The 21,878-nt window shown below is 41.5% G+C and carries 22 protein-coding genes, 1 tRNA gene and 2 pseudogenes; 13 read left to right on the top strand and 12 right to left on the bottom strand.

The annotated features are described in order from the left end of the window. Positions 1 to 98: 98 nt before the first annotated feature. From Q4B79_RS02105 to Q4B79_RS02095, 3 genes are all read left to right on the top strand, one after another. A complete protein-coding gene (locus Q4B79_RS02105) occupies positions 99 to 935 on the top strand; it encodes a hypothetical protein (protein ID WP_303084773.1) in 837 nt (278 codons plus the stop codon). Between the two features lie 266 nt (positions 936 to 1,201). Then, positions 1,202 to 2,527 (top strand): hypothetical protein, encoded by a 1,326-nt coding sequence (locus Q4B79_RS02100; protein ID WP_303084772.1) that lies wholly within the window; start codon positions 1,202 to 1,204, stop codon positions 2,525 to 2,527. A gap of 23 nt (positions 2,528 to 2,550) precedes the next feature. Next, positions 2,551 to 2,799, top strand: a complete 249-nt coding sequence (locus Q4B79_RS02095) for a DUF333 domain-containing protein (RefSeq protein WP_303084771.1) — start codon at positions 2,551 to 2,553, stop codon at positions 2,797 to 2,799. A gap of 25 nt (positions 2,800 to 2,824) precedes the next feature. Here the strand turns inward: Q4B79_RS02095 and Q4B79_RS02090 are convergent, their stop codons facing one another. From Q4B79_RS02090 to Q4B79_RS02070, 5 genes and pseudogenes are all read right to left on the bottom strand, one after another. Continuing rightward, positions 2,825 to 3,613 (bottom strand): WG repeat-containing protein, encoded by a 789-nt coding sequence (locus Q4B79_RS02090; protein WP_303084770.1) that lies wholly within the window; start codon positions 3,611 to 3,613, stop codon positions 2,825 to 2,827. A 38-nt stretch (positions 3,614 to 3,651) separates the two neighbouring features. Further along, entirely contained in the window at positions 3,652 to 6,294 is a 2,643-nt protein-coding gene (gene glnD, locus Q4B79_RS02085) for a [protein-PII] uridylyltransferase (protein ID WP_303084769.1), read from the bottom strand. 244 nt (positions 6,295 to 6,538) lie between these two features. Beyond that, on the bottom strand, positions 6,539 to 7,333 hold the full coding sequence (gene map, locus Q4B79_RS02080; RefSeq protein ID WP_303084768.1) for a type I methionyl aminopeptidase: 795 nt from the start codon (positions 7,331 to 7,333) through the stop codon (positions 6,539 to 6,541). A 16-nt stretch (positions 7,334 to 7,349) separates the two neighbouring features. Then, entirely contained in the window at positions 7,350 to 7,508 is a 159-nt protein-coding gene (locus Q4B79_RS02075; protein ID WP_303084767.1) for a lipoprotein, read from the bottom strand. A gap of 62 nt (positions 7,509 to 7,570) precedes the next feature. Continuing rightward, positions 7,571 to 7,792, bottom strand: a pseudogene (locus tag Q4B79_RS02070) (helix-turn-helix domain-containing protein); the annotation flags it as partial. Between the two features lie 115 nt (positions 7,793 to 7,907). Here Q4B79_RS02070 and Q4B79_RS02065 point away from each other — a divergent pair. From Q4B79_RS02065 to Q4B79_RS02035, 7 genes are all read left to right on the top strand, one after another. Continuing rightward, positions 7,908 to 8,324 (top strand): MarR family winged helix-turn-helix transcriptional regulator, encoded by a 417-nt coding sequence (locus Q4B79_RS02065; RefSeq protein ID WP_303084766.1) that lies wholly within the window; start codon positions 7,908 to 7,910, stop codon positions 8,322 to 8,324. Positions 8,325 to 8,447: 123 nt separating this feature from the next. Continuing rightward, positions 8,448 to 9,119 carry a nitroreductase gene (locus Q4B79_RS02060; protein WP_303084765.1) on the top strand — a complete coding sequence of 224 codons (672 nt, stop codon included), beginning with the start codon at positions 8,448 to 8,450 and terminating at the stop codon, positions 9,117 to 9,119. 59 nt (positions 9,120 to 9,178) lie between these two features. Next, positions 9,179 to 9,631 (top strand): bacterioferritin, encoded by a 453-nt coding sequence (locus tag Q4B79_RS02055; RefSeq protein ID WP_303084764.1) that lies wholly within the window; start codon positions 9,179 to 9,181, stop codon positions 9,629 to 9,631. 40 nt (positions 9,632 to 9,671) lie between these two features. After that, on the top strand, positions 9,672 to 10,469 hold the full coding sequence (locus tag Q4B79_RS02050) for an HpcH/HpaI aldolase/citrate lyase family protein (RefSeq protein ID WP_303084763.1): 798 nt from the start codon (positions 9,672 to 9,674) through the stop codon (positions 10,467 to 10,469). 94 nt (positions 10,470 to 10,563) lie between these two features. Further along, positions 10,564 to 10,995, top strand: coding sequence for an organic hydroperoxide resistance protein (locus Q4B79_RS02045; protein WP_303084762.1), 432 nt, complete (start codon positions 10,564 to 10,566; stop codon positions 10,993 to 10,995). A gap of 407 nt (positions 10,996 to 11,402) precedes the next feature. Then, the gene (locus Q4B79_RS02040) at positions 11,403 to 11,618 is read left to right on the top strand and encodes a hypothetical protein (RefSeq protein WP_303084761.1); all 216 of its coding nucleotides are present in this window, start codon (positions 11,403 to 11,405) and stop codon (positions 11,616 to 11,618) included. A gap of 68 nt (positions 11,619 to 11,686) precedes the next feature. Continuing rightward, positions 11,687 to 12,325: an NAD(P)H-binding protein gene (locus Q4B79_RS02035; protein WP_303084760.1), complete on the top strand. Its 639-nt coding sequence runs from the start codon at positions 11,687 to 11,689 to the stop codon at positions 12,323 to 12,325. 171 nt (positions 12,326 to 12,496) lie between these two features. Here the strand turns inward: Q4B79_RS02035 and Q4B79_RS02030 are convergent. The 3 genes from Q4B79_RS02030 to Q4B79_RS02020 form a co-directional block, all read right to left on the bottom strand. Next, positions 12,497 to 12,573 (bottom strand) — tRNA-Val (locus tag Q4B79_RS02030). Positions 12,574 to 12,627: 54 nt separating this feature from the next. Beyond that, positions 12,628 to 13,527 carry an A24 family peptidase gene (locus Q4B79_RS02025; protein ID WP_303084759.1) on the bottom strand — a complete coding sequence of 300 codons (900 nt, stop codon included), beginning with the start codon at positions 13,525 to 13,527 and terminating at the stop codon, positions 12,628 to 12,630. After that, positions 13,524 to 14,747, bottom strand: coding sequence for a type II secretion system F family protein (locus Q4B79_RS02020; RefSeq protein WP_303084758.1), 1,224 nt, complete (start codon positions 14,745 to 14,747; stop codon positions 13,524 to 13,526). Before Q4B79_RS02020 ends, Q4B79_RS02025 begins: the two co-directional genes overlap by 4 nt. A gap of 353 nt (positions 14,748 to 15,100) precedes the next feature. On the opposite strand from Q4B79_RS02020, the gene recG reads away from it, so the two are divergent. Next, entirely contained in the window at positions 15,101 to 17,209 is a 2,109-nt protein-coding gene (gene recG / locus Q4B79_RS02015) for an ATP-dependent DNA helicase RecG (RefSeq protein ID WP_303084757.1), read from the top strand. A gap of 12 nt (positions 17,210 to 17,221) precedes the next feature. Here the strand turns inward: recG and Q4B79_RS02010 are convergent, their stop codons facing one another. The 3 genes and pseudogenes from Q4B79_RS02010 to Q4B79_RS02000 all read right to left on the bottom strand — a co-directional run bounded on the left by Q4B79_RS02010 (position 17,222) and on the right by Q4B79_RS02000 (position 20,127). Then, entirely contained in the window at positions 17,222 to 18,955 is a 1,734-nt protein-coding gene (locus tag Q4B79_RS02010) for a DUF262 domain-containing HNH endonuclease family protein (RefSeq protein ID WP_303084756.1), read from the bottom strand. A gap of 369 nt (positions 18,956 to 19,324) precedes the next feature. Next, positions 19,325 to 19,787: pseudogene (locus Q4B79_RS02005) on the bottom strand (aquaporin); the annotation flags it as partial. 124 nt (positions 19,788 to 19,911) lie between these two features. After that, complete coding sequence (locus Q4B79_RS02000) at positions 19,912 to 20,127, bottom strand: hypothetical protein (RefSeq protein WP_303084755.1); 216 nt, start codon at positions 20,125 to 20,127, stop codon at positions 19,912 to 19,914. 146 nt (positions 20,128 to 20,273) lie between these two features. Here Q4B79_RS02000 and Q4B79_RS01995 point away from each other — a divergent pair, with 146 nt between their 5' ends. Both Q4B79_RS01995 and Q4B79_RS01990 read left to right on the top strand, forming a co-directional pair. Continuing rightward, the gene (locus Q4B79_RS01995; protein WP_303084754.1) at positions 20,274 to 20,774 is read left to right on the top strand and encodes a hypothetical protein; all 501 of its coding nucleotides are present in this window, start codon (positions 20,274 to 20,276) and stop codon (positions 20,772 to 20,774) included. A gap of 87 nt (positions 20,775 to 20,861) precedes the next feature. Further along, entirely contained in the window at positions 20,862 to 21,311 is a 450-nt protein-coding gene (locus tag Q4B79_RS01990; protein WP_303084753.1) for a hypothetical protein, read from the top strand. A gap of 95 nt (positions 21,312 to 21,406) precedes the next feature. On the opposite strand, the gene Q4B79_RS01985 is transcribed toward Q4B79_RS01990, so the two are convergent. Further along, on the bottom strand, positions 21,407 to 21,877 hold the full coding sequence (locus Q4B79_RS01985) for a hypothetical protein (protein ID WP_303084752.1): 471 nt from the start codon (positions 21,875 to 21,877) through the stop codon (positions 21,407 to 21,409). Position 21,878 lies beyond the last annotated feature (1 nt).

Raw genomic sequence — 21,878 nt, 5'->3', positions numbered from 1 at the left:
TTTAAGTTGAGATTTGGGCAAATTTAACCAAATCTAAGCAGTTGCAATCAAAAAAGGAACGATATACAATAAAAATCCTCAACCAAGGAGCAAACAGTATGAAAATGGCAAAAATGAGCCTAATGGCGATTGCGACCAGTAGCTTATTGTCAGGTTGTCTAGCAACATCCGCCCTGTGGGACGCAGAAGCAATTCAAGATTCAGAAAAAACCGTTATTTTAAAAGATAGAGTTTCTGCATTGGGCAAGCCTGCTCAACCCGTACCAAACTTTCCCAACGCATTGGTCTTGCTTGGTGAAGAAAATGATTATTTAATCACTTCTGCCGAACAAAATCCCACCATTGTTGAGCATTTATTTAGCAATTTAGATGCCAAAGCATTGACCATCATCAGCAATCATGTTAGCGTGCCGATTGAGCATATTGATTATGATTGGGTGCATCGCCCAGTTAGCCGTATTGATTTTGAAATTGACCCGTCAATTCAGTACAGAGAATACGCCGACCAAAGCTTTAAACAATCTGGTGTCGGTACGACGCTCAATATCTCATTTGTCAAACCTGCTGATAAAATCACCACCCAAGAAAAAGCCAAATTACAGCAATACGGTTTTCGATGCACCAGCGACCGCTTGGCTCATAGACGGAATGGCGATTATACGTATGATAAAAGCCCAACCGTTTATACTTGGTGCGTACGCCCAACCAAAATCAACTTAACCGCCATTACAAAAAGCCAAAGCTCAACGCAAGCAATGCGGCAGCTTAATACCTCTCGCACCATTCAAGTCAGCTATTCTCAAAATGTTAAGGGGCGTAAATACGCAACAAATACAGGCATTATTCTACTGACACCATTGGCGATAGCGATTGATGTGATTACATTTCCCTTACAAGGATTATTTTGTTCCGTTGCGTGGTGTAATGGTATGTAAGATGTAGAGTTTTGGTAGCTTAATAAAAAAGATAGTTTTTGGCTATCTTTTTTATTATATTTTAATTTACCCGCCATTTTATGACTAACCTTATTCTTTCACAACAAAATAAATGGTTTGTCAGTGATGTGCTTATTATTGAAGATTTAAAAACAAGCGAGCAGGTGTTTATTTTAGAAAAAAATAAACATAAGGTTCGGCTAAAATTATTTAATTTACACCAATCAATAAATTCATATTGAGTTTAAATAAATAAGGTAGTTTTTATGAAAATAGCCTTACCCCTAATCGCCCTATTATTGCTTACTGCTTGCCCCAATCATCAAGGGCAGGCAAACTCCATTCAATCCGATAATATACAGCCCAAACAAGAAAAGACTACTCCTTTAATAGAGGTTACACCCCAAGATAATCAAGAAATTCATCAAAAACCAATGGAGTCAAAAGAAACGATTGCCGATGAGATTTTTAATAATGGGTTTACTATTGATGATTATCCCATTAGCGTACGTGAAATTTCGCTTGATGAATTCAATAAGCTTAATAAAAACAATAATAATTGGGGTGTTAGTTATATGCCCATTACCGAATTAAAAAATGCTATTGCCGAACTGGAAGATGTTGTAGATTTTAATGAAGACGGCACAATTAAACAAATTAATTTTAAAAACGGCGGACAAATTAATAATCCTGAAGGTAAATTTGTTGCTTATTATTTTGATGAAAAGATTCTAGTCTTGGAAGGCGGGCATTTAATTGACATTGCCTATCATCTTGATACAGGTAGACACACCGAAAAAGTTGGCAATCCCGACCATACCTCCATTCCTTCACCCAAAAAGCAATACCGTTTAACAGGTTATTTTGGCGGTCAAGAATGCTCACATTATTTTATCCAAAAACATATTAATGGCGAATGGGTCAAGACCATTGAATTTAATCCAATTATTGACAAACTACTCCCACGCACCGACAGTCAGCCCTATGGGTTTTGCGATTATACAGGTAGCATGTTTATTAGTGAAAACAAGGCTTATGGCATAAAAATTAGCAAAGATGATAATGGGCAAGAGCTTTATACCATTCATGAAATTACCCTAAAAGACGAAAAGGCATTTAAAACGCTTGATTTAACTACCATTCCCCAAAAATCTCTACCCCTAGAAGTAGCAATTGACTTTGATAATTATGAAAAATTAATCCAGTTAAACAAACAACAAGCCAAATTCTTTGCTGGGCTTTATCCTACCGCCAAAGAAATGGTTGTTTTGGGAAAGGTTTCTTATCAGCCAGATATGACAAGTTTGATAATGACATTTACCAATACAAAAAATGAACATGAACTTGAAACCCACCTTATTAATATTGATAAACATGGCAATATGATTGATACACTTGAAATCGCTTATGATGAAATTGCGGAAAGTTGGTCAAAAACTACCGCTCTATTAGACAAAGAACAAATTAAAGTAACCAATTTTCATGATGGCGAGCCAATCCAAGAAAATAGTTACAAAATAGACGATAAAGGCTATTTTTATTTGGTGGACAGTAAAGACTTTACCAACCAAGAAAATAGTGATAGCAATTAACTCAACCACTCAATAGGTGCTTTATGAAACTTTTATTCCCCCTAATCGCCCTATTATTGCTTACTGCTTGTTCTATCAGCGTTATTCCTACCGATGTCAAGCTCGTTGGCATTTCTACCCCTGCCACCGAATTTTGTTTACAACAAAAGGGTTTTGTCAATCCCACCACCGTGAACGGCAAACAAGTCAATATTTGTGAATTACCAAACGGTCAAAAAGTGGAAGTGAACGCATTCTACCAACACTATCTAGACAAAATCCACACACATTAATGTCAAAAGCTGTGATAAAGTGGTGTTAAAAATCCACTTTTTTGCCTTGATGGTCGATAAAATAGAGGTTGGTATTTTGTTCGACTGAGGCGATGCCTTCAATAAACGGCGTGGCAAAATCGTATTTTATGGGTAAGGCAATCTTACCATTCTTATTGATGTAGCCGTAGCGGTATTTGGGCTGACCATGTTCATCTGTTTGCCCTGTGTCATTGCCAACAACTGCCAGCCCTTCACTAAAATCTGCGACATAGTCATAGATGGGTTCAATAGCGACATTGCCTGTTTTATCAATAAAGCCGTATTTGTCGCCCATTTTGGCAGAAACCAAACCCTCTGCAAACCAATGACCTGCCTCGTCATAGATGGGTTCGATAACGATTTGCCCTGTCTTATCGATAAAGCCATATTTGCCGTTTTGGTGGATTTTGGCACGCCCCTCCCAAAATCCCCATGCATTCTCAAAAGTGGGTAAAATGACTGTTTTGCCTGTGGGGTCGATGTAGCCGTATTTGCCTTTTTGTTTGATAAGTGCTAGCCCCTCATCAAAACCGTACGCTTCCTCAAAGGTGGGCTTAATGATGACTTTGCCGTGCTTGTTGGCAAACCCAAATCTCTTACCATTGGTGATGACGGTCAGACCCTCTGTGTACTCACAGTCTGGGGTGTACTCTGTGTAGCTAAGACCTTTGGGGAGATTGTCGTCATTTTCGCAGACATCATCGGATTCGCTAAGGTAAATGCTATGTGCTTGCGTTGTGGTTGTAAATAGCACAAGAGGTAAAATCAAAAAAATAAGGGCTGTATATCGCATGGTTCTTGTCATCTGGCAAAAGGGCTATTGTAATGAAATCATTGTAAAATTTCAATGAGTGCGGTGTGTAGTTTGGTTAATTTGTCTTCACTTAAAATGCTACCATCTTCGCCTGAAATGTAAAAAATATCTTCGGCACGCTCGCCCATCGTGGTGATTTTTGCCCCATGTATGGCGATGTTTTGTTTTTTAAAAACTTGACCGACTTTGGCGAGCAGGGCAGGGCGGTCTTTGGTGGTTAGATGAAGTTCATGGCGACCTGTGTGAGCAAGGCTTTGGCTTTTGGTAAAATGCACTTGGGTGGGCACATCAAAATGTTTGAGTGTTTTGTCAAATCGTGTCGAAAAGGTTGTTTTTTTGGTTTTACCCAAACACGCCAAACCAAGCTCTTTGTGTAGTGCCTGATAGCGAGTAGGGTGGGTCAAGAACTCACTCTTTAAGTAACCTGTGACATCTTTGGTGGTAAAGCGGTCAATGATTACATAGCTATCTAGTGCATACGCTGTACCATCGATGTTGGCTGTAATGATGGTGGCATCAAGCACCGATAAGCCAAATTTATCTAGTACACCCACCGTATCAGCAAATAAATGGGGAATGTCAGGTGTGCAGACAAACAACAGCATGGCATCAAGTGCCACATCGCTGTGTTGTTTTAGAGCGATGATGGGGGGATTGGTTTTTTGGTTGAGGATTTCAAGGCTTTGCCATGCAATATCAATGGGTTTTTGTTTTAAAAAATATTCATCGCCCACGCCTTGCCAAAGCGTCTGTAAAGCGTCTAAATCTACCGCCTTATCTGCCAAATGTTGCTTGGCTTCTGTTTTGGCGGTGGCGATGATGGTGTCTTTTTGGGCGATGTGCTCGCCAAGTGTCAACACTTTGTAAGTGCTTATATAAAGCTGTTTTAGTAGGCTTGCTCGCCATGTGTTCCAAAGCTGGCTGTTGGTGGCGTTCATGTCGGCAACGGTCAACACATATAGGTAGTTGAGCCGACTGATAGAGCCGACAAATTTGGCAAATTGGGCGATGACGGCAGGGTCATAAATGTCCTTTTTTTGGGCGGTTAGGCTCATGGTGAGATGTTCACGCACAAGCCATGCCACAAATTGTGCGTCTGCCTCACTCATGCCGTGCGAAGTACAAAACTCATGAGCGTCCACCGCTCCAAGTTCACTATGGTCGCCCCCACGTCCTTTGGCGATGTCGTGAAAAATGGCACAAATATTCAAAATATCTTTGCGTTGGATTTTTTGATAAACTTGGCTGACAAGGTCGAATTTTCTGGCGTATTCGGCGTTGTCGTGGTCGCCAAAACGGTGCAAAATGCGAACAAGATAGAGTGTATGAGCGTCCACTGTGTAGCGATGAAAAAGGTCGTACTGACTAAGCCCCATGATTTGCCCAAAGGCGGGCAGATAGGCACTTAGCACGCCCGAACGTTTCATCAGTTTTAGGCGATGAAAAAGGTAGTTGTTGTCTTGTAGATTTGCCAAAAATAACGCTTTGTGGGTGGGGTTATTACAAAAATCATCATCAATGCGTGCTACTGCTTGACTAAGCTGAAAAAAAGTGCTGGCTTGGATTTTTTTGATGTTGTGTTGCCCCATTTTGACAAAAATCGTCAGCATGGCAGACGGCTTGTCATAAAAAAGATTGGGGTTACGACTGGCGATAAAGGTATCGTTGTTTTGATGGATTTGGCAAAAATCATCGTCCAAAATCAGCGTTTGGGCGGATAAATTTAGCACGCTTTGGGCGAAAAAATCGCACAGCATTTCTGATAAAGTAGCAACCGTCATCACATGATGATAAAACGCTCGCATGAGTGCTTCGGTTTGGGCGTTGGCATGGTCTTTGTCATGGGGGAAATTTAGGCGTGTGGCGAGATTTTTTTGATGTTCAAAAAGTAGCCTATCTTCGCCACGCCCTGATAAAACGTGTAGATGATGGCGTAAGCACCATAAAAATTCTTTGGCAAGGTGGATTGTTTTGGCATTATCATCGCTGATAAATGTGAGTGCGTCAGGGTGGTGCAAGCGATGGCATTTGTCCAGCCAATGTAAAATATGAATGTCTCGAAGTGTACCCACACCGTTTTTTAGGTTGGGTTCTAGGTTGTATTCGGTGGCGTTGTGCGATAGGTGGCGGTCTTTGGCTTCGCTGATTTTGGCTTGATAAAAATCGTGGGTCGTCCAAGTTTTTTTAAAAATTGCCAAAGGAGCATCTGCCAAAGCATCATCGCCCACCAAAAATCTTGTGTCCAGTATGGCGGTGGCAACGGTGTGGTCTGTGATGTTGGTATGCAAATCTGTCAGCGTCCGCACAGCGATGGCGGGTGTGATGCCTGCATCCCAAAGTGTGGCGACAAATTGCTCAATAGCATCTTTATGGCGATCAATCTCGCCAAGCAAAAGCAAATCCACGTCCGAATAAGGAAAAAGCTCGCACCGTCCATAGCCACCAACGGCAAATAGGGCAAGGTTTGGCGTTTTGCCAAAAAAGCAAGCAAAAATTTGCCGAACCATCTCATCTACTACCTGCGTGCGTTCATGGATAAAGCGGTGCATTTGGTGGCTTGCCATCATGCCAAGCTCGCTGATTTGGCGATTAATGTTGGTGTTTGTGTCGCTAAGGCGGGCTTTATAGTTGGTGGTAAGAGGTGGGGCGATTTGGCTCATGGAGATGACAAGGTTTATGATGATAAAACATTGTAATCAAAATTAGCCCAAATTGCACGATGATTTTGGATTGATTTTAATAAAAGCCAAGACATTGCTTGGCTTGGAGAGTGCCAATGGTCTTTATTTTTCTGTTTTGGCAGTAATATGGGAAAATTAATCCCATAAAATTTTGGGGTATTTTTTAAAATGGGTAATAAAAAAAGGACGAAACCTTCGCCCTTTTATGTGGTTGGGGTTATGGTTAGCTTTTGACCCAGCTCAAATCTTCATCAGGTCGCCCTGTGGTAATGATACAGCCGTTATCGGTTACGATGAGTGTATGCTCCCATTGGGCGGAAAGTTTGCGATCTTTGGTGATGGCAGTCCAGCCGTCCTTCATGATTTTGGTTTGCCATACGCCTTGATTAATCATCGGCTCGATGGTAAATGCCATGCCTGTTTTGAGTTCTACACCTGTGCCAGCTTTACCGTAGTGGAGAACTTGGGGCTCGCAGTGGAACTCTGTGCCAATGCCATGACCACAAAACTCACGCACGATACTAAACCTTTCGGGCAGGACAATTTTTTCAATTTCAGCTCCGATGTCGCCAAGTTTTGCCCCATTTTTTACCACGCTGATGCCTGCATAGAGTGCCTCTTGGGCGACTTTGCACAGGCGTTTTGCCATGACTGAGCCTTCGCCGATAATCCACATGGCGGAGGTGTCGCCATAATAGCCGTCTTTGATGACGGTTACGTCAATGTTGATGATGTCGCCATCTTTTAAGATACGTTCATGGTCGGGCATGCCATGACAAACAACGTGGTTTATAGAGGTGCAAAGGGTGTAGGGGTAGCCTTTGTAGTTTAGGCAGGCAGGGATGGCGTTTTGGACTTCGGTGATGTGCTTATACGCCAAATCGTCCAAAAAGCCCGTGCTTACCCCTGCTTTGACATAAGGGTCTAGTATTTGTAGGACTTCGGAGGCAAGCTGTCCTGCCACTTTCATTTTTTCAATGCCGTCTTTATTGAGTAAAGGAATGACTTTTTGATTCATGGTTATGCTCTTTTGGTTAGTAGTCGTTGGGGTTGGTGCTGACCTCAGGCTCTGTGGATTCGGTGGTTTGGGTGGGGGCGGTGGTGGGTTTTTCAGGCAAATATAATGCTCCCTTTTGACCGCAGGCGGTGAGTGTCATGGCACTAAGTAGCAATAATAAATGTAGTGTTTTCATGGATAATGAAGAAAATTTTTTGGTTATTTTAGCACAGTTTTAAAGAAAATGCTTTGGCTTTGTCAGGTGTGTAGACCATACGCACTACGAAACCCATTCGCCGTCCGTCCTTCATATTTTTTAAAAAATTTGGCAAATTGTGTGCCGTCAATAAAGCCAAGTTCATCAGCAATGGTGTTGATGGATAGTTTGCTATGGACAAGCAAGCGTTTGCTTTCTAATAAAATTCGTTTTTCAATCAAAGTTTTGACGCAGTCGCCTGTTTCACTTTGATAAGCGAGATTTAAAGTTTTGGGGTGCTAAGATGAGTTTTTGGCGATTTTATTTGATGTTTGCTCTTTTTTTTAATTTTACAAAATATAATTTTGTGCTAAAATATTTAATTTTTAATAAATTGCCATGTACGAACAGTTACGCCTATCCAATCAGATTTGCTTCCCTTTATACGCCATCTCCAAAGAAATCATCCGTAGGTATTCGCCCTTTTTGGACGAGCTTGATTTGACTTATCCACAATATTTGGTAATGCTGACCCTTTGGGAATTTGGCGAGCAAAGCGTGGGCGAGATTGGCAGTAAATTACACCTTGATAGTGGCACGCTGACACCGCTATTAAAACGCTTACAAAGCAAAGACTTAATCGCACGCACTCGTAGCCAAACAGACGAACGCACCGTAATGATTGCCCTAACCAATCAAGGGCGAGCATTAGAACATCAAGCTGTAGATATTCCAAATAAGGTTGCCGACTGTTTTAAGCTAACAGCTGACGAAATGGCGGTCTTACAAAAAATTGCTCATCAAATAAATTGTTGACTTTTATCAAAAAATTTATAAATGTGCAAAAATAATTAGAAAAATCTTGCAAAAATATATTGCACACAATTTAATTTTGCATTATAATAATCACATCAACCAATAAGTCAGCGAGGAAAACCCATGTTAGACTTTGAAACTACCGTTCATACTCGCCATTCGGTGCGTCAATTTTTGCCCACCGCCCTGACTGAAAGTCAAATTAAAGCAGTGCTTACTGATGCACAGCAAGCACCTTCTGCGACCAATATTCAGCCGTGGCAAGTGTATGTTGTGTCAGGAGAAACTTTAAATCGCCTTAAAAATCGCATTTTGGAAAAATTTGAACAAGGCGAGTTTAAAGCTGATTTTGTCTATGACCAAGCTCGTTTTGGTGGTGCTTACGAAAACCGTTGGCGTATGCTTTATAAGACGATTTTTGATTCTTATGGAGTTGCTCGTGATGATGTGGCGGGGCGTGCGATGGTTACTCGCCGTAATGCCGAGCTGTATGATGCACCGCACGCTGTATTTTTGTTTATGCCTGATGTGGGCGAGGGCAATGTTAATGTTGCTTCTGACATAGGTATGTATTCGCAGACCTTTTTGCTGTCTTTGACCGCTCGTGGGTTTGGTGGTGTTCCGATGTTGTTTTTGGCGATGTTTGCTGATGTGGTGCGTGAAGAGCTGGGTATTTCGCCCAATCTTAAATTATTGCACGGCATTGCCTTTGGTTATCCAGACCCTAATTCACCACAAAATCAATTTCGTGCTGGGCGAGTACCAGTAGAAGAAAGTGCTACTTTGTATTGGTAATTGTAAGCAATTAAATTTTGCAAAATTATATTTTAATTTAACGCTTTAAGGAGCAAGTTATGAACCCAATTCACACCTTATTAAACGACCTATTGGCTGTCTATTGGAAAGCCCTTATTCAGCACAGAAGCCACGTTGCCGTGATTGAGAGCGAAGGGGCAAGCCTACTTGCCAGCGAAATGACCGCCAAAATTGCCGATGAGCCACAGACGCTTGAAAATCTACAAAATCGTTTGCTTGATTTGGGCGGTGTGATTAACTTTACCCTATCTCAGCCCAACATCGGCACAAATTTGCGTGAAGCCTTGCAAAACGATTACGAATTGCAAAAGAACGCCCGTACCGCTTTAAATGAACTGGTCAGACAAGTGTCAGAGCTCAATGACGCTACCACGCGTAACTTGATTGAAGAGATTTTGGCGGACGAAGAAGAGCATTTGGCGTGGTTAGAGCAAGAATTGAATTTGCTTGAAAAATTGGGCGAGCCACTTTATTTATCAAAAAGAATGTAAATTTTGGCAATCTATTTTTAATATCTGGCTGGAAAATAAAATGTGTGTAGTTGATAAAAATGACTTAAACAATCCATTCAAACAAGCGGTACAAAATCACCAAGTGCAAATCGGCTTTGGCTTGGTTTCAGGCTCGGCAACGGTGGCTGAAATTGTCGCTGGGTCTGGCTTTGATTTTTTATGGATTGATGGCGAACACGGACCAAATACGATAGAGACTATTCTTGCCCAAGCTCGTGCGATTGCACCTTATGGTGGCCACGTTGTGGTTCGCCCATTAGAAAGCAATCGTGCGTTAATCAAGCAATTACTTGATGCAGGTATTCAATCGATTATCGCCCCAATGATTGAAACGGGTGAGCAAGCAAAATATATCGCGGAGTCAATGTGTTACCCTCCAAAAGGCAAGCGTGGTTTTGGTGCACCTGCGGCAAGAGCAGGACGCTGGGGGCGTATTCCTGATTATGCTGTAACTGCCGAACAACATCTTTTCTTGGCATTGCAAATTGAAAGTAAATTGGGCGTACAAAATGCCGAAGCGATTACCAAAACCGAAGGTGTTGATGCAATTTTCTTAGGTCCCGCGGATTTGGCGATGGATATGGGTTACTATGGCGATTTTTCTGGCGAAGAAATGCAAGCAACCATTAAAAAGCTCATTCAAGATATTCGTGCTTGGGGTAAGCCTGTTGGTACGATTGCTGGCACACCAGAAGAAGCACAACGTTATATTGAATGGGGTGCAAGTTTTGTTGTTGTTGGGGCGGATGTGATTGCTCTTGCTTTTGCTGCTGATAATCTTGCAACAGCGTGTGCGAATTTAAAAAATCAGGCTTAATTAGGTTTTTTTGTAAAAAAATAATTGCACACAATTTAATTTTACTATATAATATTTTTATCAATTTAACAAACAACGCTTTAAGGAGCGATTTATGAAAATTTTTTACCGCACCAGTGCAACCGCAAGTGGCGGACGTGATGGCAGAACCCAAGTGGACGATGGCTCTATCGGTTTTGATTTGGTTGGCTTTCAAAATACAGAAGGCAAAGTTGGCACCAACCCAGAACAACTTTTTGCGATGGGCTATGCGGCATGTTTTGACAGTGCGATGAACCACGTTGCTCCAAGCTTGAACATTAAGCCGACCAAGTCTAGCACTACCGTTGCGGTGGGTATCGGTCAAAAAGCGGACGGGGCGTTTGCATTGGATTTGGACATTACCATTACGGTAGAAGGTATTAGCCGTGATGATGCTGAGAAATTGATTAGAAAAGCCCACGAAGTTTGCCCATACTCTAATGCAACGCGTGGCAATGTGGATGTGCGTTTGCACGTAAAAGTTATGGAAGAGTTTGATTTGTGATTTATTGAAAAATAAACACCGTCCAAGTGGGAATTTGGGCGGTGTTTTTTATTGATTTTGTAATATTTTTGCCTTTTCCAATAAAAAATCAATCCACACCTTAATCCGCCCAATTTTCTGGCTATTTTGCAAAAAATACAGATAAACAGGCGGATACTCTATCCAATGGTCTTCTAAAATCGGCACAAAATCCGGACCACCGTGAGCTTATGTGCTAAAATAGGGTAACAAAAAAGACAGGTGTTTTTACCTGTCTTTTCCCAAAACTCAAAATTTATGCCCCACTCAACTTGTTGCACCCAGTGTAACGCCCTTGCAAAATGGTCTGTCTTAACTTATCCCACATCGTTTTAAATTATCCCATTTATTGCAGAGTGTGTGGTTGGTTTATTGTGATGGGGTTTAGCGTGGAAAATTGGCTGGGGGCAAAAATTGAATTTTATATGGAAGACGCTTTGCGTAATGCTGGCGGTAAAGTGATTGTGGGCGAACCTGATAAGCCGTTTATTGTGCAAGACCGTGAGCTGATTACAGGGCAAAATCCGTATTCTGACCATCTGCTTGCCAAGGCTGTGTTAAAAAGATTGGCAGAGCAAAAGGCAGGGAAGTTTAATCGGTATTGATTTGATGTTTTTGTTTAATTTGGGTTATAATGAGCTTTATTGAAAACACAACACACTTTGGAGTAAAAATGCATGCCATTATCATTGGAGCGACAGGGGCAACGGGCAAGCCTTTGACCCAGTTGTTATTAAACCATTCAGACTTTGATAAGGTAACGGCATTTGTCAGAAGACCACTTGATTTTTCGCACCCAAAATTAAATGTAGAAATCATTGATTTTGACAATCCCGATACTTGGCAAAACAAAGTAACAGGCGATGTGTTATTTAGCTGTCTTGGCACAACTTTAAAACAAGCGGGCAGTAAAGACGCACAATATAAAATTGATTATAGCTATCAATATAATTTTGCCAAAATCGCCAAACAAAATAGCGTTAAACATTATGTGCTGATTTCATCAGATATGGCAAATGCAAATAGCCCATCTTTTTATCCTAGAATAAAAGGCGAATTGGACAATGCGGTAATCGCATTAAATTTTGAAAAATTCAGTATTTTTAGACCGCCATTATTGGTCAGAGAAAATAGCGATAGATTTGGCGAAAGACTTGCCGAAAAACTGATTTTAACTTTGAATAAAATTGGTTTATTAAAATCCCATACGCCCCTACCCACGCCACTTTTGGCACAGGCGATGATAAAAGCCGTTACCAACAATAAAACAGGAATATTGGACAAACACACGATTTGGCGATTATTGGAATAAAGGAAAAAGCACCGCTTAAATGAAAGTTTGGGCGGTGTTTTGTTATTTATGCCTTTATGTTTATAAAACAAAGTATGGCAAAGCTAAAAATACGCATATTTTATTTTGTAAGCAGATTTAAACAGACAAAGCAAAACCCCCTAAAACCAATGGTTTCAAGGGGTTTAGATATGGTAGGCGTAAACGGACTCGAACCATCGACCCCCACCATGTCAAGGTGGTGCTCTAACCAACTGAGCTATACGCCTAAAATTTACCCTATTATAGCAGGTATTTTTTAAATAGCAAGCACTTTTTTGATTTTATGCTTGATACATACCCAAATACCAACTCATGATGTCCTGACCCCACAAAAGAGTAATGATGCCTGCGATGGCAATATAAGGACCGAAAGCAAAAGGCTTGCTTTCGCCAGAGCGTTTCATGAGAATGATGCCTACGATGGAACCAAGTAGGGCGGATACCAAAATCAGCAAGGGTAGCATGCCAGCACCAAGCCATGCACCTAATGCCCCTAGCAGCTTAAAATCGCCTGCTCCCATACCATCTTTTTTGGTAATGATGGCATACAATTTAGCGACAGACCATAGCGACAAAAACCCAAGCAGTCCACCCCACACTGCATTGTTTAGGGTGGTAAAAACACCAAAACTGTTGCTAGCAAGCCCAATCATGCCTAGTGGATAGACGAAGCGATCGGGTAATAACTGTGTGTCAAAATCGATGCCTGTAAGAGCGATGAGTATCCATAGGTAAATGAGACCCAACACTCCCATGATATTTGTTCCTAGTATATAAATGACCAGCACTGATAAAATGGCAGTGACAAACTCTACCATTGGGTAACGAGCACTGATGGGGTTGCCACACCCTGAGCATTGTCCACGAAGCAGTATCAACCAACTGATGATGGGAATGTTTTCATAAAAGCGGATTTGGTGGTTGCACTTAGGACAACGTGATGGTGGTAGCGATAAACTAAAAGGTGTGTCTTTGGCGATAACTTCCTGTATGGGCTTGACATGGGTTGGGTCAAGGTCTGATTGTGTGCCCAAAAAATATGCCGTGTCTTTACGCCATTCTCTGTTCATGATGACAGGCGTACGATAAATGACCACATTTAAAAAACTGCCAACACAAAGCCCCAGCAGTCCAGCTAGGGCAAGTGAGAGGTAAACATTTTCCAGCAATAGATCCATCATCCGATAACATCGCCCATCATGAAGATTGGTAGGTACATAGCGATAACCAAACCACCGATGACAATGCCTAAGAATGCCATGATCATTGGCTCCATCAGGCTGGTGAGTCCGTCAACAGCGTTATCTACTTCGTTTTCGTAGAATGTTGCGGCTTTATCCAGCATTTCTTCTAGACTACCTGCTTCCTCGCCAATACCAACCATCTGAATAACCATGCTGGGGAATAAATTGGTGGTACGCAAGGCAAATTGCATTTGCTGACCCGTCGACACATCTTCTTTGACTTGTTGGGTGGCATTATAAAATACCACGTTATTGGTAGCTCCTGCGGTAGAATCGAGGGCATCAATGAGTGGCACACCAGCAGCAAAAGTAGTGGAGAGGGTGCGACAAAAACGAGCAACGATGGCTTTATAGGCAATGTCACCAAAGATAGGAAGTTTTAATGTTAGTCTATCTAGGAAATCTCTAAATTTCTTGCTACGTAGCTTGGCTTGACTAAATGCAATGGCAAAGACTGCCAAGACCGCAAAGAACACCAAATAGTATTTTACCATCCAGTTTGACATGTCCACAACCATTTGGGTAAAAGTTGGCAGCTGTGCACCAAAGCCTTCAAACATTTCTGCAAAGACTGGTACAACTTTGATAAGCAAGATGGCAGTAACAATGATGGCTACAATGATAACTGCGATGGGGTATTTCATCGCTTTTTTGATTTTTGCTTTTAGTAGCTCGCTTTTTTCCTTATAGGTGGCAACACGTTCAAGCATAACTTCTAAAGCACCTGACTGCTCGCCTGATTCGACCAGTGAGCAGAATAGATCATCAAAATACTTAGGGTGCTTACGAAGAGCGGTGGCAAAGTTGCTACCTGCCTCAATATCTGCTTTGACTTGTAGCACCAAATCTTTCATGCTGGGGTTTTCAAGAGAGTCTGCGACAATTTCGAAAGCCTGAGTAAGTGGCACGCCTGCTTTCATCATGGTGGCAAGCTGACGCACAAAAATGGCGATATCAAGGGCTTTAATGGCTTTTTTGCCACCAAACAATGGTTTGGGTTTTTGGCGAACATCTTGGACGATGATGCCTTGCTTTCTAAGCTGGGCACGAGCCAGCTCAATGCTCTTGGCGGTCAATTCGCCCTTGACATTTTGTCCTCTGCTGTTGGTGCCTGTGTATTTAAAGTCAAGCAATTGTTCGGTTGCTACTTTTGCCATGTGTGTCTTCTCTTTGTGTTATGGCGATGGTAATGCCATCCGCCAGTATATGTGTTTTATGCATCACAAAATTAGGTATACTGTCCATCATTTTACACCAAAAGTCGCCAAATTGTAAATAATGTATCTAAAAACTTACGCGATATTCGCGGTTTTTGGTAGGGTTTATTACGCCGTTTATACCATTTTCGTATGAATGGCATGTTTTTTTGGTTAAAAGGTTGTTTGGTAAGTCAATGATGAGTGCAGGTGGCGAAGATTTTGGCAAAAATTTCTAAATTTAACTCCTTGTTAATTTGGGATATTGCCTTTAAAATGATGATAATTCATCACAATCCTCCATAGTGCTTGCCATGATATATTCTGCCAATAATGTCCATGCCACCGCAACCCTACCCATTACCGCCCTAGCAGGCGTGGGACAAGCCTTAGCAGGTCAGCTTGCCGAGCTTGGCATTCATCGCATTTTTGATTTGCTCATGCATTTGCCACGAGACTACGAAGACCGTAGCCGTGCCATACCCATGGGGCAAGTGATGAATGGGCAATCGTGCATGATTGCAGGGGTCATTACCGATGTGGTAAGCAACAAAGGACGACTCTCGGTCAGTCTTAGCGATAGCACAGGTACGGTGGTGCTCCAATTTTTTAAAACCTATCCCGCCTTGCTCGCCACGATGACGGTGGGGGCAAACATCACCGCTTTTGGCGAAATCAAGATTAGTCGCTACGGCGTGCAAATGTCGCACCCAGAATACCACATCACAGGCACCAGAGTGCTTGAAAGTGGGCTTTTGCCGATTTACCCCACCATTAAAAAACTCCACCAAAATAAACTTCGCCAGCTTATCCGCCTTGCTCTCAATGCTGTCCGCCAAAGTCCTTTGACTTGTCTGTCCGATGATGAGTTTGCTCGTGTGGGCATGACATCACAGGGCGATTTGCTTTCGGCATTGACCGCCATACATTTGCCAAATCCACAGGCGGATATTTTTAGTCAAACCGCTTTGTTAAATGGGCTTGCCGACCGCACGCACCCTGCTTGTCAGCGTTTGATTGTTGAGGAGCTGACCGCTCATCAGCTGGTATTTTTGTACCGCAAACAAAATTTGCACGCCTACAAAGCCCCCCTGTGCGAGCGAGTAAGCCCTCTTGCCCAAGCACTACTGGCAGATCTACCCTTTGCCCCCACATCTGCCCAATGTCGTGTTGTGAATGAGATTGTGGCGGATTTGACCACCAGCAAACCCATGCTACGCCTCGTGCAGGGCGATGTCGGAGCGGGTAAAACTTTGGTGGCAGGACTGTCTGCTTGTCATGCCATTGATGGCGGTTGGCAAGTGGCGGTCATGGCACCGACTGAGATTTTGGCGGAGCAACACCTTACTAACTTTAAAAAGTGGTTTGAGCCACTTGGCGTGGGCGTGGGCTATCTGGCTGGCAAACAAACCACCAAAGAACGCACCAAAAACCTAACTGCCATAGCGAACAACGAAGTGCAAATCGTGGTGGGGACGCACGCCCTGTTTTCAGATGGGGTGGTGTTTGCCAAATTGGGACTCGTTATCATTGACGAACAGCACCGCTTTGGCGTGGAGCAACGCCTAAAACTCATCGGCAAAGGGGCGACAGGCACGACTCCCCACCAGCTTGCCATGACTGCCACGCCCATTCCCCGTACGCTCGCCATGAGTATGTATGGCGATATGGACATCTCGGTCATCGATGAATTACCACCCAACCGTACGCCCATTACCACCGTAACCGTCAGCCGAGACCGCCGAGATGAGGTCATCGAGCGGATACGGGTGAATTGCAAAAATGGCAAACAAGCCTACTGGGTCTGCCCGCTCGTAGAGGGGTCAGATGTGCTGGACGCACAGTCTGCTGAGCTACTTTATGAGGACTTGTGCGAACGGCTGGACATACGCATCGGGCTGGTGCATGGCAAGATGAAACCTGCCGACAAGCAAGCTGTCATGACCGCCTTTAAAGATGGTGATATTGACCTACTGGTCGCCACCACCGTCATCGAAGTGGGGGTAGATGTGCCAAATGCCAGCCTGATGGTCATCGAAAATGCCGAACGACTGGGGCTTTCCCAGCTCCACCAACTGCGTGGACGGGTGGGACGTGGCTCAGAAAAGTCCTTTTGTGTTCTGCTTTATCAAATGCCTTTATCGCCCACAGGCATCGAGAGGCTAAATATCCTAAGAGACAGTACAGATGGCTTTGTCATCGCCCAAAAAGACTTAGAGCTTCGGGGGGCAGGCGAGTTACTGGGTAAACGCCAAACGGGGGACATGGGCTACTATCTGGCAGACATCGTACGAGATGAAAGGCTACTTCACATCGCTGAGCAGTTGGCAAAACATCTCATCAGTCAGCCCAACAAAACCGCCCTAACACAAGCGATGATAAGGCTGTGGCTTAAAGATAGTGGGGAGTTTGTGGGGGCGTAAAGCCTTATAGGGTTAGCTTAATTGGTCTATCCGCCAAATGCTTGTAGCGACCTTTGCCATGGATTGTTGGCGTTTTGTAATGGTGTCTGGATTCCAATCTGAATAATCAGCAATTGCTCTCGTGGTTTTAAAATGACTTTGAGCCAACACAGGTTTTTTTTGTTCAAATTCCAAATTTGCCATTTGACTATTTATTCTTTTTTCACACAATGCCATATTGCCAAGTCTATAAGTCATGGATTCGCCATCTTTGAAATCAAAAACCTCCCAACCTTCATCGGGATTCTCAGGATAGATGTGCTCAATATTAACATCCACATCATCTAAGGCGGGATTATTGATGCTACTTTCTTTATATTCTATTTCTGTCAAAATGTATCTGACGACTTTTTTGTTCCTTGATGAAGTGGTTTTTAAAATTTTGTCTGAAAAATAGGATTTGAAATGCTCGTCTTTTACATAAACCTCTTTTAGTAGTAAAATCATGTCTGAATAGTGGATATTTTCATTGATTTTTTCCGATACTTTATAGTAAACACGCTCTAATTCTCCTGTGTGCAATCCGCCAATAACATTGTAACGAAACGAGATGGTAACACAAGCCTTTAATGTTTTTTCAAAGTCATCAGTCTTAAAGTTACGATAAGCAGACATAAGTAAAGAGTAAGGCTGTTTTACATTAAACATCTTTAATATTTCAGCATGCTTTCTGGCATTTAAAGACCAGTTGGTTGCTGAACTTGGATTATTTAAAGACAAATACAAGTCAATATTTTCATCGATCTCTCTGATTAATGAAAATACTTCTGCACGATTGGTTATTTTATCTCTAATTCTTTTGAACAACTCATTTTGACGGACAAAAGAGTATTTGCTGTTCCAAAAGACTCTTAAAAAATCAGGAAAGCTCTCCGAGCCAAGTCGTTCCACAATTTTATTCCAATGTCTCTCCAAACCATTTAATTCATGATTATTGTCCAAATGATCAGTTTCTTTGTGAATGATAGAAAATAAATAATTTTTCAATAAATCGGTCGATGATAGCTTAATGCCACGAGCATTTAATGTTTCAAACACTTTATAGGCATTTAATTCATCATTTACGGTAATTACTGTAAAAAATAATAAATCACTCATATTGCCAATAAAGGTTGCAATTTCCACCCCTTTGTGTTCGCTATTTTTAATGTATTTGGCAATCTTATCATCAAACCATTCAAATGCTTTTCGTAGAGAATGTTCTGATGACCTAATATTTCTTTGTGGTATTTTTTCTGATAAAGTAACTAAATAATTCTGGTAAAAATAGTCATTGTTGTTATTTAAATTTAATTTAGACTTGGGTTGTAATGTAATTGGATCTAAATAGCCAACATAAGTTTGCCGTAACTGCTCTAAGCGTTGCTGATTTTGTTGAGCAAATTCAGGATGGGTGTTAATGAGCTTTTGCAAATTTTTTAAGCCAGCTAAAACAACAATGCTTAGTGTGGTTAAGCGTTGTTGTCCGTCGATGACATCAAAATTTTTATCATCACTTGACTGTAAGACTAAATAACCCATATAATGCGAGCTGTCTTTGTTGTTTGCTTTATCCTCAATGGCAATTAATAAATCTTGCCATAAATCGTCCCATTCATCAGCCGTCCAACTATAATCTCTCTGAAATCTTGGAATAGAGTAAGTTAGTCCATTACCAATTAATTGGCGATAGGTTTGGTTTACTGTTTTAAAATTGGTGGCAGTCATAAAATTATCTCATCTAAATTTTTTTTTTAATTTTAACACCACCATAGTAAAAAATCTAGTGAATTTTGTGGTTTACTGTTCATGCTATTTATTGATAACCACAACTTTTGAAAAAATATTGAAATCCAAACCAATAAATTAAAACTCATTAAAAGTCAATCGTCTTAAAGCTCGTCATTAATAAGATTGTGGCGAGTAAAGTTGTTAAATAGTAAGCGGTGTTGATGATTGGAATGGCGATTTTATTAAGCAAAAAGCACGGTTAAGCAAAGAAAGGGGCAGATTAAGGGATTTATATTGGACATAAAAGCCACCACTTACACCTGACATCAAAAACCCCAGCACGCACTGGGGTTTTTATCAAGTTTGTTATACTTTATCTGCTTTTTCACTGCCAAGCCAAGCATACAGACCGCCACCAATGACCGCACCGATGATAGGTGCTACCCAAAACAGCCACAGTTGCGATAACGAATTGCCACCCACAAACAGTGCCACCGCCGTAGAACGGGCAGGGTTCACCGATGTGTTGGTAACAGGAATGCTAATCAAATGAATGAGCGTAAGACCCAAGCCAATGGCAATCGGTGCAAAGCCTGCGGGGGCATTTTTGTGCGTTGAACCCATGATGATGATTAAAAATACCGCCGTCAAAAACACTTCTGCGACAAATGCCGACATCATACTATAACCAGCGGGCGAAAACGCACCGTAGCCATTGGTGGCAAATGCACCTACATCCACTCGTGCCTGAGGCAATCAAATACAACATGAATGCACCAAAGACGCACGGTGAGCGACCTACTAAGGTCGAGATAGAAAAAGCCATTAGCCAGACGGTCAAAGACATTCCGTCCGCTCGCTTTGTGGTAGGCATCTCCTTATTACTTCTACTTTTTTAAGCCTTGTGGTGATTCCTGTGGTTTATACGCTTATGGACGATGTGGGAGGTTGGTTTAAGATGAGAGGTAAGAACATGTAAGAAGTAGTGGTTTAAATGACACTAGGTTGGTCAACCCCATCCTCCTTTTGGAGATACTGGGTAAAGTAGAGCCGTTAATCGTTGCTGTACCTGTGAATTGATGCAAGTGATGAATACCTATGCCTGTCATAATGTCAAACATCAGTTCGGTGGCGATTTTGGGGTAGTGTAAAAAGTATAAAAGTAGCATGATTGCAGATTATTTTATAGACACCACAAATAACCACACATCTCCTAGTCCTCATCCATACACAAAAGGAATGCCTCTTATTGATAGCATTTTGAAAGAACTTAAAAACAACCCTTCCAATAAACAACTACTTCCAAGAGATAATCATGCTTAAAATACCTTTTTATTTACTTGCATTGTTATTCTCTAGTCATGTTCATTCTACATCAACTCTTGCCAAAGAAGATGGTAAAATACTTATTATCCTAAAAAATAATTACCCCTGCTTTTATTTAGCAGATAATGAGCCCATTTATCATATTGGGTTAGCTTCTAGGGGATTGGATGGTTATAAGTACAATTATTCACATAAAATTGGCAAAGAAAAATTTGGCTTTAATGAAAGTACTTGTATTACTGTAGACCATCATAAAGACTTTCCCTACAACACTCCGTTTAGTGTATATGTCGGTGGTTATAATAATGCCTATATACAAAATAGTCCAAATGACATACAAGGAAATAGAAGTAGTAGCCACATTTATTCTACTACCAACTTTTGTATTTTAAAAACAGAAAAAACACGACTGGTCAAAGCCAGAAAATCGCATTTTTGGGAGACTGGTGGTCAATTTAAATGCACCGATCAGGACTGGACGCAAAAATGATGATTACCTATTCTTAATTATCTACTCTTTGTGATTGCTAAATTCACCCAATAACACGCAATGATGTATAAGTTTTTTATTATTTTAATGACACTATCCTCTCTTTCAATGGGTTATGCCAATTCATTTGTTAATCTTAGTAAAGAAGATGGCGAAGTGTTGATTTCTTTGGTGGATGATTATCCCTGTTTTAGTCTAAATGCCAATAAAGAAATCAGCAGTTTTTATCTTAGGGATATGGGTGGCGAAGACCCAAAATTACTACCATTACAAGAAAATAATTTTCATTATAATGGTCATTGTGTTAGTTATGGCTATGATGTTTCACATAAATTTATTTACAATAGCCCCTATGAAATATATATAAAAGTCGCCGCCGAAGATATGAAAAAATACCGTTATCGTTATCATAAGGCAAGCTTTTGCGTCCTAAAATCCCAAAAAGGAACAACACGACTGGTCAAAGCCAGAAAATCGCATTTTTGGGAGACTGGTGGTCAATTTAAATGCACCGCTCAGGACTGGACGCAAAAATAATTGCCGCTTACCCTGAAAATAAACATGATTTAATCAAGAAAGCTCAAATGGTAAGTCTATAACTGTAGTCGTATACCCCACATCATACCGCAATATTATACACAAGGGCGTTTACGACCACGAGAATCTTTGCAGGTGGGTTTTTCTCTTTCCATCTGCTTCCATGCTTCTAACTGTATTGCAGGAATGCGTGGCTGACCATTCACACATTCAAAGTATTTTAGACCAATAGGAAGTTGATGTTTTTCCCAAAAAGCAATAAATTCCGCTTCACTACGAATCTCCCGACCTTGACAGTCTTTTGGGAGTTTGGGCTTGCCATTTTCACAGATAAAGTTACCGCCAATTTCTGGGGGTAGGTTATAATATTCTAGCCACGCACCGCCATCACTGGCAGGTATTATTTCCTTTTGACAGCCTAAAATCTCCCCTCCCCTAGCATTTTTGAATCTTGGTGTTGGCTTACCATTCGCCCCCGCCTCTTGTCCATAGCCATCTAGCGTACTACAGGCAGTTAAAGAAAGTACTGATGATAAGATGATGGATAAAACTGTGATGTTTTTCATA

It is taken from the genome of Moraxella sp., from assembly GCF_030525845.1.
Taxonomy (GTDB): Bacteria; Pseudomonadota; Gammaproteobacteria; order Pseudomonadales; family Moraxellaceae; genus Moraxella.
This window is presented reverse-complemented; position numbering and strand designations above follow the sequence as displayed.